This is a genomic window from Dyella sp. 333MFSha (assembly GCF_900102405.1).
Lineage (GTDB): Bacteria > Pseudomonadota > Gammaproteobacteria > Xanthomonadales > Rhodanobacteraceae > Luteibacter > Luteibacter mycovicinus.
Genome location: NZ_FNBR01000001.1, coordinates 175,827 through 191,438, shown reverse-complemented (window position 1 = coordinate 191,438; position 15,612 = coordinate 175,827). Strand labels below are relative to the sequence as shown.

The window sequence follows — 15,612 nt, the reverse complement described above, 5'->3', positions numbered from 1 at the left end:
GGCGCTTCTACAAGCTGTTCAGCCTTGCCGCAAAGCAGGGCCAGGGAGAGTTTTACCTCATGAAAAGCAACACCCTGTTCGCGCGCTCCGGCGTGCTGAAGCGCACGGCGCTTGTCTCGGCGCTCGGCGCCTGCCTGCTGGCCGGTTCGGCCCACGCGCAGAGCACCGTCGGCGACATCTACGGCAGCGCCGCGGCCTCGCAGACCATCCAGATCCAGAACCTCGGCTCCGGCGCCTCGCGCACCGTGGTCGTGGGCGAAGACGGCCGCTATCGCGCGTCGTCGCTGCCGATCGGCAGCTACCGCATCAACGTGCAGCAGAACGGCCAGACCGTCTCGACGCGCGACATCAACGTCGTCGCCGGCCAGTCCGCGCAGGTGAACTTCAACGCGCCGTCGGCCGACACCAGCGCCGCCGCGCTGGACACGGTCACCGTGTCCGCCAACGCCCTGTCGGCCATCGACGTGGCCTCGGTCGAGTCGCGCACCAGCTTCACGGCCGACCAGCTGAACTCGCTGCCGGTCCCGCGCAACGTCGTCGACGTGGCCGCGCTGACCCCGGGCACCGTCAAGGGCGACTCCGCGTTCGGCAACCTGCCGTCGTTCGGTGGCGCCTCGGTCGCCGAGAACAGCTACTACGTCAACGGCTTCAACGTCACCAACCTGTACAACAACCTGTCGTTCTCGGAAGTGCCGTTCCAGGCCATCCAGCAGCTCGACGTGCAGACCGGTGGCTACGGCGCGCAGTACGGTTTCTCGACCGGCGGCGTCACCTCGGTGATCACCAAGCGTGGCACCAACGAGTGGAAGGGCGGCGCCAGCTGGGTGTACACCCCGGCATTCGGCCGCGAGCAGCAGCCGACCACGTACACCAAGGACGGTGCGCTGTATCGCACGTACCAGAAGAACAGCGACAACGACAACGTCTACTCGGCATGGCTGGGCGGCGCGCTGATCAAGGACAAGCTGTTCTTCTACGGCATTTTCCAGTCGCATCGCGAGACGGAAACCAATTACCAGGCGACCACCTCGACCAAGCCGGCCGAGCGCAATACGTACAGCGATCCGTTCTATCTGATCAAGATGGACTGGAACATCAATGATTCGAACATCCTCGAGTGGACGGGGATGAACAATACGAAGCACACGACGAACCAGTACTACAACCAGGCCATCGGTGACGACGGCAAGCCGTCCACCACGGATTTCCTCGGTCGTCGCAACGTCAAGACCGGCGGTGCGGTCAACGTCTTCAAGTACACCAGCTACCTCACCGACGACCTGACGCTGTCCGCGCAGTGGGGCAAGATGAAGAGCAAGAACTCTTCGGACTATGTCAGCGCCGACGGCACGCGCACCACGTATGACGGCAACATCAACGGCGCCAACACCGGCTGCCCGTACGTCATCGACCGTCGCACGAGCACGGCCAGCGGCGTGACCGATCCGTACGCGTCGTGCTACCTGTCCAGCACCATCGACCGGTTCAACGGCGAGGACCAGCGCACGGCCTACCGCGTCGACCTCGACTGGAAGATCGGCGACCACGACCTCTCCGGCGGTTTCTCGCGCGAGAAGTGGAAGTCCGACTCCGGCCAGAGCTATGCGGGCGGCGCGCTGTACTACTACCGCACCGACACCGCCGGCAACCTCGGCCCGGCCGGTAACGACTACGTCTCGGTGTACAACTACCGCACCGGCGGCTCCGTCGCGATCGACCAGAAGTCCTGGTTCCTGCAGGACAACTGGCAGGTGAGCGACAAGGTCCTCGCATACATCGGCGTGCGCAACGACTCGTTCAACAACAAGAACGGCGCCGGCGAGAACTTCGTCCGTCAGGGCAACATCTGGCAGCCGCGCCTCGGCTTCTCGTGGGACGTCTTCGGCGATTCGACCACCAAGGTGTTCGGTACCGCCGGTCGCTACTCGCTGCCGATCGCCGCCAACGTCGCCCTGCGCGCCGCTACCGCCTCGTACTACACCTCGCAGCCGTTCGCTTATTCGGGTGTCGACAGCGTGACGGGTGTGCCGACCCTGGGTGCCGCCCTCGGCCCGCAGCAGATCGTCAATGGCGAGAACGGCAGCACGCCGGACCCGCGCTCGGTCGCCACGAAGGACCTGAAGCCGTACTCGCAGGATGAGTACATCCTCGGCTTTCAGCACCGCATCACCAGCGACAACGACTTCTTCAACGACTGGGTCGTCGGCGCGAAGGCGACGTGGCGCAAGCTCAACAACGCGATCGACGACACGTGCGACTGGCGTCCGTTCTACGCGTACGGTCAGTCGCTCGGCCTGAACATGGACGCCAACGGCGACCAGTTCACCCCGCCGTCGACGATGCCGGGCTGCTTCATCTACAACCCGGGCAGCAAGGTCTCCGTGGACGTCGATCTCGACGGCAGCGGCCAGCTGCGTAACGTCACGCTCCCGGGCACGGCGTTCGGCACGAAGGCGAAGCGCACGTACGAGTCGGTGACCCTGTCGGCCGAGAAGGCGTCGGACAAGTGGTACGTCAACGCGTCGTACACCTGGTCGAAGAACCGTGGCAACACCGAAGGTCTGGTGAACTCGGACAACGGCCAGATGGACACCGGCACGACCAGCGCGTTCGATTACCCGGAACTGATGACCGGCGCGACCGGTTACCTGCCGAACGATCGTCGCCACAGCTTCAAGATCTACGGCGGCTACAAGATCACCCCGGAATGGTCGGTGGGCGTGAACGGTCTGCTCGAGTCCGGTCGTCCGACCAGCTGCTTCGGCGGCGGCGATGAAACCGTCGGCGGCATCCCGGGCTACAACTCCGAGTTCTTCTACTGCGAAGGCAAGATCTCGGGCCGCGGTCGCGCCAAGCGTCTGCCCTGGACCTGGACGCTCAGCCCGAACGTCGTCTACACCCCGGCCGCGGCCAAGGGTCTGACGGTTCAGCTGGACATGATCAACCTGCTCAACAACGACAAGCCGACGGCGATCAACGAGATCGGCGAGAGCGCGGGTCAGACGTTCTATTCGTCGACCTATCGTGTGCCGAGCTACTACCAGACGCCGCGTTACTTCCGTCTGATGGTGCAGTACGACTTCAGCCTGTAAGGGTTGGGTTGCGTCGCCGCTTCGGTGACGCGTTATGAAGAAGGGCCGTCCGGTTGGGCGGCCCTTTTTTTGTGGTCTGGCGGGCTCGGCTTCGCCGTCGCTTTTGCCTTTGCGCGCTGTAGCGAGGGAGCCGTCGGCTGCCATGCCTGTCGCTACGTCCTCCTACGGCCTTCGCCTTCGTGCGGAAACGCTCCAGGCACGGCAGCCGACGGCTCCCTTCGGACGGTGCGTTGAATTGAGGGACGAGCAAGTGGCTGCGCTCCGGGTCGAATCGGATCGCAAGTTTGCCCAACACCTCGCCACGTGATCTACCTATTTTTGCTAGCTTGTGCCCGTCGCCCTGCGTGTAGACGGGCATGGAAAAAGGAGGGGCACTGGATGAACTTCAATACGACAATCGCGGCTGCACTGGCGCTTGGCACGTTCGGTGTCGCTGCAAGCGCTTCGGCGCAACAAGCTGGCAAGGATGACGTCGCCAAGCTCGTCAAGTCCGTGATGGACGCGACCTACGGTCAAAACTACGACGCGAAGAACGCTTGCTGGGCCTTTACCTGGAAGGATGACCAGGGCGAATCGGCCGACTACTGCATGCGGCCCGGCACGCCACAGATCGTCGAGGGCCCTCCTGGAAAAACCCTGTACCTGAACACGTTCAGCGCGACCGATATTCGCGGCGACGCCCGGTACGGTTACAGCCAGGTCGAGCCCGGGCTGATGGGTGCCTTCAAGATTAAAGTTGGTGGCAAGCAGGGATGGATCTACGAGGCAAATGACAGCGGCACGGATTACGGCAGCGCCGGTGATTGTGGGTGCACGCGGGCGCGACTGATCAAGCTGAGCAACTCGGGTGATTACGGCTGGCTCTTCACTAGCGGGGGCACCTGGCAAGGCGTAACTGTGGCGGATTACAGCATCATTGCCGCCATCAAAGGCCGCATAACAGACATCAGCAAGATTCCGCAGGTGACCGAAAAGGCGCAAGGCGTCAAATACGACATCAGCGTGAAGGAAGACGCGGCTGCTAAAGACTTTTTCCCGCTGCACGTCGTGAAGACCTTTGCGAACGGCAAAACCGAAGCATTCGATGTCGCCTTCGATACCACGAAATCCATATACGCCCTGCCCCCCGGTCGCTGACAGACCACAACGCGCACCAAGCCTGAAGCTTCCGTTTTGACGCCGGCTGTATACACACACAGACGCACCTTGCCGAACTCAGCCATCTGAGGGCCTCGCTTGAACTATTCGCGCTCGATAAGCCCTTTTCATTTGGCCGCTGCTTCACGAAGGCATGGTTCGCAGATGGGCTCCCCCGTGGCAACGGGCTTGATATCGTCGGACGTCGGCGTGGCTTTGGATGGCTCTTCTTTTGCATAGCTACATCGCATAACCCGCATCTTTTCGATCAATGTAGCTGCAACCTACAATCATGCCTGGGTCACACGAGACGCCCGTTTGGTCTCGAAGACCCTTGTCGACGATGTCCCTTACACAGCGAAGATGCAGATTCTTACTCTCCTTCTTGAGCGATCCTACGAATAGGTGATACGTCGGCCTTTCATCATTTTCATCCCACTCACGCACCAACCTGTAACGGTAGTCGCCGTTCGTGAATCCAAGCTCAAAATACGAGGATAGTCGCTGCTGAAGCTCGGAGTAGAAAAACGGGCCATTCTTTGATATTTGCCCTGAGAACTCCATCTCAACAAGCGGAAACTTGCCATAGCGATAAGTAAGCGATTCATTTGTAGCTCCGACACTCTTGCAAAGCGATGCCTTTTTCTCGTTCTGCAGTCCACACGAGAATATTTCCGCTTCGTCTGTGCGACAGAAATTGTCGCCAGCATGCGCAACATGCATAACGTGCAAACCTAAAAGTAGCGTGGGAATCAGTTTATTTTTTCGCTTTGATGGCGTCATACGCCCTTGACATTCGTACGTCATAATCGTCGTAATACCTGCCATTGTATTGTCTTGCAATAGCGACCCAATCCTTCCTTCGGATAGCATCTAATAGAAGGGGATTTTGCTTCATGAACGACACAGCAGCCCGCAGATGACTTGATTCACTTCTGCTCAATGCCCCAACAAACGCAGTGACTGCATCGTGTCCGCACGCCAGGTGATTAAAACCCATCAACTGGAATCGACCCCATGATGCTGACATTAGGGCAGCGTCCGGCGCTAATGCGTATGCCCTCATGAGTCGCGCGTATTGTCCCGAACTAGGTCCATAGCGCATCCTTTTCGGCGACTCGTGCTCGCCATCCGCTAGTTGCTTCACGTATCTTGCAGCGTCACTTATCTCCGGATCGATCCGGTCATAGGACCCGCCTGTTAGCTTATGAAAGATGTGTCGCTCGTAGAGTATGGTCGGAACTATGTCGTCGTCCGCAGCTAGTGATCTACCTGGTAAGAAGAAGGAGCCGGTTTCGCCGGTCTCGACTTTGGCGATTGCCTGAATGACTTCCGGTTCGCACGCGAGAAACTCCGCCGCATCAATAAAGTCTTGATTGGAGAGCTCGCTGCCGACGCACATTTCTAGAAATGGTAAAACGACCTTTTCGCCATTGATCGTTATTTGGGGGTAGCGACTGATGGGCTTCGAAAAATTATCAACCCACCCAAACGGATGTATGTGGTGCACTGTCGCGTCCGAGGGAAACCCCGCCAGCTTCCCCGCCACCTCATTCCACCAACCACTCTTCTCCTGCCGCTCCATATCCACATGCCAATCGGCATTCATGTACGGGTTCAACTGCGTCCATCGATCGATACCACTGCTCCACTGACTCTCGAAGCGTACGATCTGACGGCTGACGCGATGAGCGATCCACGGACGTTGCTGAGCCTCGCCGATATCCGACGAGACAACCGACCCTTTGCGCGTCCCGACCAGACCGATGATCTGCTCCAGGTTCGTGATGAAGTTGCTGGCGCCGAGTGCCGTCATCACCGGTTCAAACTCCTCCCGGTGTTCGTCGAGCACGTCGCCCATCAGGCAAACGTTTCGCTGAAGTGCGGCCATCGGCTCGAACATCGTCGCGTCCGTAATATGGAATCCGGGCCACGCGTGCGGGCTCTCCCAGCGCGTCCCCGGGTGATCTTTTGAACACACCCAGCCCAGTAAGCATGAGTTCTCCTCGTCACCGACCTCGATCTGCCACCAATGGGAGCCATCGATGTCGATGAAGCGGCGCGAAGCGTCCAGGCTGTTCAACTGGCCACGGTTACACGAAAGCTGGAAACCCACGGTAAGCGTGGCGTCGTCCTTACTGAGGGGCGGCGCGTCCCAGATGGCCATATTGGCATTGGCCGGCCGATCCCGGAGTGCCCAGCGCGGCGCGGTATCCCCGTCGGGTATCAGGATCTCGCGCTGGGTGTACAGCGCTTTTTTCGCCTGGCTCAATCGATCGTAGTGAGCGCTGCCGATGCAGTCGGTGCCGTCCGCTTTTGTGTAGCCTCGGATCATCGCATCGCGCGGAACTGCGGAATGCACCGGCACCCGTTCGATGCGATGAATGGAGCCGTAAACGAAGCTCCCCGTCGTCGATACGCCGGCCGGGGGAACCAGGACATAACCCGGGGTAAGCGTCATCTCGGCAGCTCGCGGACCCCGACACAGCTTCGCACCCTTTTCGACAATCAACATGGGCTTCTCGGCTTCGGGAAGCGCCGCCACTCGCCGTCGTGCTTCAGCCAGATAATCAGGGAATTCCGCACCGGCAAAGACCTCGATCGCCACACGCGCTTTCAGGCGAGGCACCCCGCCCTGCGGTTCGGCCTGATGCTTGCCCGGATTTTCTCCGAGAAACCCCAGTAGATCACCCGCCTTGACCGGGCAAGGCGGGTCGAGGACGACGACCTCATCGACGGGCGAGGGCGTGACGGTGCGCTCCAGTTCACCCAGGTAGACCCAGCCATTGGCGACGGCGCGCTCGTCGACGCGCTCGTCGAGCGTGTAAGGCAAGGCCGAGCCCCGTTCGATTTCGGCGATCTGTGCCCAGCCGCTCGTCGCCTCGCCGCGCACGGTGAGGATGCAGCCACGTGGGAGCAAGCCGATGACGGCGCCACGACTATTGCTTTCCTGGCGTACACGTAGACCGATGGCGCGCTCCCGAACCGGGGCATCCGGATCGGGCGCCGGCGGCGGGGCGCCATAGATACGGGGATACCTCTCCACCACCGGTGGAAGAAGCTGCGAATCTCTCGCACGGCTGCCGACGCGGTACTTGTGGGATCCCTTCCAGAAGGGGAGCACGACCTTCAGGAAGCCGTCTGCATCTTCCTCGTAACGGTCCAGCGGTCGGTTGTACGAATAGAGGCTGTAGATGTCGATCCCGCTCATCGCTTCCTCCACCGGGGGATTTACCCGGGGATGGATCGGCGGGTTGCCTTGCGGCGCTGGCTCGCGCGGTGGCCCCGGCGGCAAGTCCATGCGATGTCTTACCAGTACAAAGCCGAGCGAATACAGGACGACGTGCGCGGGGTCGTAGGTGAGTGTGTGCAACGTGCGGTCGAGTCGGTACGCCACGACCTCGCCATCGGCGAGGCAACGAAATCCCTCGTCGATCGTGAGACCGGTACATTCCTCACCGAAAAATACGCTGCCGTTGAGGAAGCCCGAGCACGCGATGGGAAACATGCCGACCGGCATGGCGGAGACGGCCTGAAAATGGTGATGCAGGTCGTTGGGCGCGGAAGCGTCGCGAAGGGCGAATGGATAGGCCCAGTGCTTCGTCGCGGTAGTTGGGTGCTCCACCGCAGCTGCCGGAGTGGTGCGCGGGTGATGAGGCGTCGTCATGAGGTGGATTCCATTCTGTGCAAATTCGGCGTCGTCGTGTCGACGAAGGTCATGCACGGTCTCGGCGTATCGATGTGAGCGTTGCACTCGTTGCTGATGGAGTGGACCTTCTGCCCAGAGCTGTCCCGGGCGCGTTCGCGACGGTTTGCGAAGTGCGCGTGCGAACGCCGATCAGCGATTTTGAAGCGCGAGATGAAGTAGTCGCCGATGTCCGAGCCGAGATGCATGTTGACGCCCGCACGAAAAGGGGACGTCACGCTAACAAGCAAAGGACGCGCTTGGCTCTAGAAGAATTCTGAAAAATCAAACTATGTTTCGCGGCAATCAACTTGCGTTGCGACGTTGCAACGTCGCTCGCTTGTAGGGCAAAGCTTTCAGGACAAATCACCGAAAGATTTGCTAGTTTGTACACGTTGCCTGCGGGATCGCAATCCACGCATCGCAGGCAACCATCGCTCAGAGCGGTGAGCGCGGACCTAGGGTGTTGACGCACCACAAGGTCCGCTGACCCTAATCAACGACGAAGGTTGACCATGGCTATGCCAAATACTAAGGCATTCTCACGCGTGTCGCTTCCCGGCGGCACTCCCCTCAACGGTTACCGGGCCGTCTGCCGATCTCGCAGACACGGTTGAAGAACCGCGGCGCCGGCCGTTGCTGGTTGAGTTTTTTCTTGCCGTAGCTATCCGGCGCGTTGCCGTGTGGCCGCAAGACAGCGACTGGCGTTGCGAACCACTTCTTGAACACACCGCCCGGCGTCCGGTCACGGACAGGCCGATGAGGCTCATCGTGCGAGCGATGGTGGCACGCCTTTGCGTTTTGGCGTGCCACAACTCGGGGCGGGGTGAATCGCCAACAGGGCTGGCTCCTACCAGAGCGGGGCTTTGTGCGGCATGCATGGAGATGACTATGGAAAAGTTTGGAACGGTTGGCGAAGGAAGTTTTTGTATCGACCCCGAGGCGAGCGTCAACGCATTGTTGAATGACGCTAACGAGTTGTTGCAGTACGCGCGGGGCATCACGGATTTGCTCGTGGAGTCGCTGCAGGAGGACGAAATTCCCGAGCGACAGCGCACGTTGCTTGCGCTGGGAGGTGTCGGTGCGTTGATTACGATGGGTGTGCAGTGCGCGGCGCAGGCTCACGTGAAGATGGAGTGGGACAGGGTTTGATGTTGGAACCGCCGGCATCGGTGGAGGCAGTGCTTCGTTCGCCTTGTTGAGCGCTGAGGGGTCGCGAGCAGGCTCGCTCCTACATGAGCCAGGTGGCGTCAGCGTTCGGAGGGGCGTCGGCGTCTGGCGTTCCTGGAGCGATTCCGCACGTAGGCGAAGGCCGGAGGAGGACTTAGCGACAGGAATGGCAGGCGGCGACGCCCCTTGCCACGAGGCAAGCTTTTCGCCCGCAGGGCGGGCTCCTACAGGTACGGCATCTTCGAACGTTTGGTCACAGGACCAACGGGCGGTCGGGGAGCTGGTTTTCGCGGGGTTTGCCGTCGCTGGGGAAGTGGCGGGTGAGGAGTGCGCCGGCTTCGGCGACGCCGGTTTGTACGGCCTCGCGGTAGTGGCCTCTGGCGAACTCATCGCGCATGTGCGCGGTGATGGCATCCCACTCGCCGGGCGCGACCACGCGTGCGATGCCGCGGTCGGCGACGATCTCGATGCGGTGCTCGGCCAGCAGGACGTAAAGCAGGACACCCGAATTGTCTTCGGTGTCCCATACGCGCAGGTGCGAGAACAACATCGCGGCACGTGCGCGTGCCGTGACACCGGAGGCGACCGCCGACACCGGCAGGCGCGACTCGATCACCACACGCAACTCGCCGCGATGCATGCCCTCACCCGCCGCGACCGTCTTCGCGATCGCATCCAGCGCGGACGCCGGAAACTGCCGCCCGATCTGGAACCACGCGCCGAAGATGTTGGTAAAGATACGTTGCATGTCCATCACCAACTCCCCGACGATCCGCCGCCACCGAAACTGCCGCCGCCTCCGCTGAAGCCGCCGCCTCCGCCGCCACCCCCGCCGAAGCCACCACCGCCAAATCCACCGCCGCCGCCCCAGCCGCCGAAACCGCCCCAGCCACCGCCGCCGATGTCACGGCCGCCACCGAGGGGCACGGCCATGAACAGCGCGCCGGCGACGAGGCCGATGACGCCACCGAGGAGTGAGCCAAGCAACAGCCACGCGAGGCCCCCCGTGATCACGCCGCCCACCGGCGCGCGCACGCCGAGTGACGCGCGGCCCAGGATGCCGCGAAGAAACAGCACGCCGAACAGCAATGGCAGCAACAGGCTGCCGCCGCCACCGCGACGTCGCTCGTGGCTTTCATCCGGCGCGACCGGCGCGGGCAACGCTTCGCCCTGCACGATCTGCGTGATCGCGTTGAGCGCTTCGGTGATGCCACCGTAGTAATCGTTCGTACGCAACTTCGGCGCCATGTACTCGCGGATGATCCGCGATGCGATGGCATCGGGCAGCGCGCCTTCCAGCCCGTAGCCGACTTCGATGCGCACGCGCCGGTCGTTCTTGGCGAGCAGGAGCAGCACACCGTCGTCGGTGCCTTTACGTCCTACCTTGTTCGTCTCGGCGACCTTGAGCGAATAACTCTCGAGGTCGTCCGGCTGGGTCGTCGGCACCATCAGCACGACGACCTGCGCACCCTTCTGTTTTTCTAGGTCGGTCAGACGCGCATCGAGTTGCGAGACCTGATCGGCGGAAAGCGTGCCGGTCAGGTCCGTGACGTGCTTCGACAGGGTAGGCACCGCCGGGTCGTCCGCCGCCAGCGCCGCGAAAGACGGCGCCAGCAGGGAGACGGCGAGCAGGAGCCGCGCCGCGAACCGCCGCATCAGTGGGCGGCCGAGGCTGCCGGGGCCGGGTTCTGCTGGGCGGGCGTGGGAGCCGGTGCCGCGTTGAAGTCGACCGTCGGCGCCGTGGAAATGGCCTTCTCGTTCTCGACGCTGAAGTTCGGCTTGACCTTGTAACCCATGACCTTGGCCGTGAGGTTGTTCGGGAACGAACGGATCAGCACGTTATACGACTGCACCGCCTGCACGTAGCGGTTGCGCGCCACGGTGATACGGTTCTCGGTGCCTTCCAGCTGGGCCTGCAGATCGCGGAACGAACCGTCCGCCTTGAGCTGCGGGTAGTTTTCGCTGACGACCATCAGGCGCGAGAGCGCGCCGGAGAGCTGGCCCTGCGCGGCCTGGAACTTGGCCAGAGCTTCCGGGTCGTTGGCCAGTTCGGGGGTGATCTGGGTCGAGCCGACCTTCGCACGGGCGTTGGTCACCTCGGTGAGTACGCGCTCTTCGTGCTGGGCGTAGCCCTTCACGGTGTTGACGAGGTTGGGGACGAGGTCGGCGCGACGCTGGTACTGGTTGAGTACCTCGGACCAGGCCGCCTTGACGCCTTCGTCTTCACGCTGGATGGCGTTGTAGCCGCACCCGGACAGGAATCCGGCCAGGGTGACGAGGGCGAATGCGCGGAGAATGTTTTTCATGGCGGTGGATTCCTTGGGGTGTGCGGGGCACAACTTAACCCAAAGCCGCAAGAAAAAGCGTGGACGAGTCAGCCGAGGTAGCGCGGTACCAGGACCAGAGCCCAGCTGACGGCGACCATGACCAGCAGCAGGAACACCGCGGCCGACCCCATGTCCTTGGCTCGCCCGGCCAGTTCGTGGAATTCCGGGCTGACCTTGTCGACCACGGCCTCGATGGCCGAATTGAGCAACTCCGCCGACAGGACGAGGATCGGGAAGGTGATCAGGACGATCTTTTCCACGCCGCCCTGACCCAGCCACAGGCCCAGAGGGATGACCACAACGGCGAGAAAAACCTCAAGCCGGAACGAGGCCTCGTGCTTGTAGCAGGCTTTCAGGCCCTTCATGGACCACTGGAAAGCCGCGAAGATCTGCCGCGGCCCGCGCGGGACGGTGGTCGCCATGACGGGTCAGGCTCCGAAAACGGACGGAAGGATGAGGGTCGGGAGCACGGAGCCGGCCTGGGGCTGTGAGTCAGCCTCGTATGATGCCACAGCCCGGCTTCGGGCCGGCTTAGGTGGGGCGGGGGACGACTTTTCCGTGGCGAATCGCCGCGCCCCTCTGGCGCTGCAACACAACGGGGCGGACCATTTGTATTACGCTTGAACGGTTGTGACTCCGTTCAGGGTCACGGCGATGGGAGCGGGCCTACGGGCCCGTTCGCTGTTTCCAATGCGTCCGGAAAATACATGGCAACCCAGAACCCGCCCGTTTCACAGACCAAGTCATTCAGCACCGTCTTCCTCATCGAGATGTGGGAGCGCTTCGGCTTCTACGGCATGCAGGTGCTGATGGTCACCTATATGGTGAAAAAGCTCGGCTTCCCCGATGTCGACGCCAATCTCGTCTGGGGCGCGGCTTCCGCCCTGATCTACGCGACCCCCGCCATCGGCGGCTGGATCGGCGACAAATTCCTCGGCACCCGCCGCACCATGCTGACCGGTGCCGTCGTGCTCATGGTCGGCTACGCGTTGCTGTGGATTCCGACCAACAACACCTATTTCCTGTACGTCGCTCTCGGCGTGATCATCCTCGGCAACGGCCTGTTCAAGCCCAACGCCGGCAACCTCGTACGTAAGATCTACGAAGGCGACGAGGTCAAGATCGACAGCGCATTCACCATCTACTACATGGCGGTGAACGTCGGCTCGACCATCTCGATGATCCTGACGCCCTGGATCCGCGACTACGTCGGCGAGCACTACGGCGACGCACTGGGCTGGCACACCGCGTTCGGCGTCTGCTCCATCGGCCTGATCCTCGGTCTGATCAATTACTTCTTCATGCGCCGCACCCTGGCCCACGTCGGCTCGGCACCGGACGAACACCCGCCGGTGGCGAAGAACGTGCTCGGCATCATCGGCGCGGGCATCCTGATCATCGCCGCGTCGTCGTACATCCTGCAGAACCAGAGCGTCGCGCAGGCCTGCGTCTATATCGCGGGCGTCGTCATCCTCGGCATTTTCGCGTACCTCATCTACGCCAGCGAAACCGGCGAGCGCGCCGGCCTCATCGCCGCACTGGTGCTGACCATCCAGACGATTTTCTTCTTCATCTTCTACCAGCAGATGTCGACCTCGCTGAACCTGTTCGCGCAGCGCAACGTCGACCTCGACTTCAGCCTGTTCGGCCTGCACATCCTCACGTGGATCCCCGAGCAGTTCCAGTCGCTCAACGCCATCTGGATCGTGGTTCTGTCGCCGATCCTGGTCTGGATCTACAACGCCCTCGGTCGTCGCGGGAAGGACTTTCCGGTCGCCGCCAAGTTCGCCCTGGGTTTCGTCGCCGTGGCCGTCGGCTTCTTCATGTACGGTCTGGGCGCCACCACCGCGATCGCCGGCAAGATCTCGTCCTGGTACATGGTGTGGGGCTACGGGTTCTATTCGCTGGGCGAAATCCTGGTCAGCGGCCTCGGCCTCGCCATGATCGCGCGCTACGTGCCGGCACGCATGGGCGGTTTCATGATGGGCGCCTACTACGTCGCCTCCGGCGTGGCCCAGTACATGGGCAGCGTGGTGGCCAACTATGCCGCCATCCCGGACAACATCTCCGACCCATTGGAATCGCTGCGCATCTACACCAGCCTGTTCAACAAGCTGGGCTTCGTGGGCGTGGGTTGCGTCGCCATCGCCGTGGCCATGCTGCCGCTGATGAAAAAGCTGTCGTTGAACCACGCGCTGGCCAACGTGCCGCCGGTTCCGCCGGTTCACAACGAAGACCTGTAAAACGGTGAGGGCCGCCCCACGCGGGCGGCCCTCCTTCCTGCAACGAGATCGATAACCCGTGAGCGACACCCTGCATTCGCCATCGTCCCGCTCCGGTCCCTTCGCACTAGCGCGTACGCTCGCCTGGCTCCGCCTTTGCGCCATCGCGGGCCAGAGCGTGGCCATCCTCTCCTGCGTCACCCTGCTCCGCCTCGACGTGCCGCTGCTGCCGTTGATGATCGGTGTCTGCATCCTGGCCGTTTTCGCCGCCACCGCCGCGTTCCGCCTCGGTATGCCGTGGAAGGTGAGCGAGGGCGAGGCCATCGTGCACATCGCCGCCGATACGCTGGTGCTGGGTTACCTGCTCTTTTTCACCGGTGGCGCCTCGAATCCGTTCGTCGCGCTGCTGCTGGTACCGATCGCGCTGTCCGCGGCCGCCTTGTCCATCGCCGGCGTGTCGCTTGTGGCGATCCTGACCGGTGTGGCCTATGTGCTGCTGGTGCCCTATCACCTGCCGCTGCCGACGCTGGGCGATAAAGCCCAGGATTTCGACCTGTACGTCGCGGGTATGGGCGTCAACTTCGTGATCATGGCGGTCCTGCTCGGCGTCTTCATCAGCAATCTGGCCAAGGCGATCCGCGTGCAGCAAGGCGAAGTGCAGCGCGTACGCGAACGTGCCCTGCGCGACGAGGGCATCCTCGCCATCGCCACGCAGGCAGCAGGTGCCGCGCACGAACTGAATACGCCGCTGTCGACCATGCGCACCCTGCTTCCGGAGATCCGCCGCGAGCATGCGGGCGACAACGCGCTGGGTGACGACCTCGACCTGCTCGACGGCCAGGTCGAACGCTGCCGGACCATCCTTCGCGAAATGGTCGCTTTCGGCCAGGCGCAGCTGTCCCAGGTGCCGGAACGGATCACCCTCGACCAGTTTATCCACGGCGTCATGGAGCGCTTTCAGCTGCTCCGTCCGGAGGCCGAAGTCAGCCTGTCCGTCGAACCCGGGGCCGGGCGTGTCGCGCTGCGCTCGCCGCCCGGGCTACGCCACGCCTTGATCAACCTGCTCAACAACGCCGCCGACGCCTCCGCCATGAACGAGAGTACGGCGGTCTCGCTGGCGATCGGCATCGTCGGCCCCTGGCTGGAGCTGGTCGTCACGGACGAGGGTCCGGGATTTGACGAGTTCGACGAACTGGGTACGCTCGGCCTGTCGCAGAAGGATACCGGTCTCGGCATCGGGCTCGCGCTGGCGGAAGCCACCGCGGAACGCCTCGACGGCGAGCTTGCCGCAAGCAACACTGGCCACGGCGCGCAGATGCGCCTGCGCCTTCCCCTTTCGGTCATCGGAGACCATACATGAACGATATCGCCCAACCCGGCGGCCGCCCCCTGCTGATCGTCGATGACGACGCGACGTTCGCCCGCGTGCTCGGGCGTGCGCTCACCTCGCGCGGTTTCGAGGTCATCGCCACGGACAACGTGGACGATGCGCGCGCGCTCACCCGCCGCCACCAGCCTCGCTACTGCGTGCTCGACCTCAAGCTGGGTGACGAGAACGGCCTGCGCCTGATTCCCGAACTTCAGTCGCTGGTTCCGGACATCCGCGTGCTGTTGCTGACCGGCTACGCGTCCATCGCCACGGCGGTGGAGGCGATCAAGCGGGGCGCGCATGACTACCTTGCCAAGCCGGTGGATGCGGACGCCGTCGTTCGCGCGTTGCTGGACGGCGATTCGGGTCCGATGGATGCCGACGATCTGGTCGACGCGCCGGACGCGCCGCTGCCGCTGCGTCGTCTGGAGTGGGAACACATCCAGCGCGTGCTGACCGAGTGCGAAGGGAACATCTCTGAAACGGCGCGTCGTCTGGGCATGCATCGACGCACGCTGCAGCGCAAGCTGAGCAAGCACCCCGTGCGTGAGCGGCCGGACGAGTCGTGATTTAACGCAGGAAGATCGTGGCGCGGCGGCAACGCCTGCCC

General features: G+C 62.7%; 12 protein-coding genes. 6 read left to right on the top strand and 6 right to left on the bottom strand.

Going from position 1 to position 15,612, the window contains the following annotated elements:
• The first annotated feature begins 59 nt into the window (after positions 1-59).
• A complete protein-coding gene (locus BLT40_RS00825; RefSeq protein WP_090350775.1) occupies positions 60-3,092 on the top strand; it encodes a TonB-dependent receptor in 3,033 nt (1,010 codons plus the stop codon).
• 378 nt (positions 3,093-3,470) lie between these two features.
• Complete coding sequence (locus BLT40_RS00820; protein ID WP_090350773.1) at positions 3,471-4,229, top strand: hypothetical protein; 759 nt, start codon at positions 3,471-3,473, stop codon at positions 4,227-4,229.
• A gap of 757 nt (positions 4,230-4,986) precedes the next feature.
• Here the strand turns inward: BLT40_RS00820 and BLT40_RS00815 are convergent.
• Both BLT40_RS00815 and BLT40_RS00810 read right to left on the bottom strand, forming a co-directional pair.
• On the bottom strand, positions 4,987-7,896 hold the full coding sequence (locus BLT40_RS00815; protein WP_090350772.1) for an N-acetylmuramidase domain-containing protein: 2,910 nt from the start codon (positions 7,894-7,896) through the stop codon (positions 4,987-4,989).
• A complete protein-coding gene (locus BLT40_RS00810; RefSeq protein WP_090350770.1) occupies positions 7,893-8,123 on the bottom strand; it encodes a hypothetical protein in 231 nt (76 codons plus the stop codon). The genes BLT40_RS00815 and BLT40_RS00810 overlap by 4 nt, the downstream gene beginning before the upstream one ends.
• Before the next feature lie 682 nt (positions 8,124-8,805).
• On the opposite strand from BLT40_RS00810, the gene BLT40_RS00805 reads away from it, so the two are divergent.
• Positions 8,806-9,066 (top strand): hypothetical protein, encoded by a 261-nt coding sequence (locus tag BLT40_RS00805; protein ID WP_090350768.1) that lies wholly within the window; start codon positions 8,806-8,808, stop codon positions 9,064-9,066.
• 271 nt (positions 9,067-9,337) lie between these two features.
• Here the strand turns inward: BLT40_RS00805 and BLT40_RS00800 are convergent, their stop codons facing one another.
• The 4 genes from BLT40_RS00800 to BLT40_RS00785 form a co-directional block, all read right to left on the bottom strand.
• The gene (locus tag BLT40_RS00800; RefSeq protein ID WP_343123886.1) at positions 9,338-9,832 is read right to left on the bottom strand and encodes a TPM domain-containing protein; all 495 of its coding nucleotides are present in this window, start codon (positions 9,830-9,832) and stop codon (positions 9,338-9,340) included.
• A gap of 5 nt (positions 9,833-9,837) precedes the next feature.
• The gene (locus tag BLT40_RS00795) at positions 9,838-10,740 is read right to left on the bottom strand and encodes a TPM domain-containing protein (RefSeq protein ID WP_079521111.1); all 903 of its coding nucleotides are present in this window, start codon (positions 10,738-10,740) and stop codon (positions 9,838-9,840) included.
• Entirely contained in the window at positions 10,740-11,390 is a 651-nt protein-coding gene (locus BLT40_RS00790) for a LemA family protein (RefSeq protein ID WP_036111381.1), read from the bottom strand. Before BLT40_RS00790 ends, BLT40_RS00795 begins: the two co-directional genes overlap by 1 nt.
• Positions 11,391-11,458: 68 nt before the next feature.
• Positions 11,459-11,833 carry a diacylglycerol kinase gene (locus BLT40_RS00785; protein ID WP_036111379.1) on the bottom strand — a complete coding sequence of 125 codons (375 nt, stop codon included), beginning with the start codon at positions 11,831-11,833 and terminating at the stop codon, positions 11,459-11,461.
• Between the two features lie 285 nt (positions 11,834-12,118).
• Between BLT40_RS00785 and BLT40_RS00780 the strand changes: the two genes are divergently transcribed.
• The 3 genes from BLT40_RS00780 to BLT40_RS00770 are packed head-to-tail and all read left to right on the top strand — an operon-like array spanning position 12,119 to position 15,571.
• Positions 12,119-13,654, top strand: coding sequence for a peptide MFS transporter (locus tag BLT40_RS00780; protein WP_090350764.1), 1,536 nt, complete (start codon positions 12,119-12,121; stop codon positions 13,652-13,654).
• A 58-nt stretch (positions 13,655-13,712) separates the two neighbouring features.
• Positions 13,713-14,993 (top strand): ATP-binding protein, encoded by a 1,281-nt coding sequence (locus tag BLT40_RS00775; RefSeq protein WP_239709097.1) that lies wholly within the window; start codon positions 13,713-13,715, stop codon positions 14,991-14,993.
• Positions 14,990-15,571 (top strand): response regulator transcription factor, encoded by a 582-nt coding sequence (locus BLT40_RS00770; RefSeq protein WP_079521108.1) that lies wholly within the window; start codon positions 14,990-14,992, stop codon positions 15,569-15,571. Before BLT40_RS00775 ends, BLT40_RS00770 begins: the two co-directional genes overlap by 4 nt.
• The last annotated feature ends 41 nt before the right edge of the window (positions 15,572-15,612 follow it).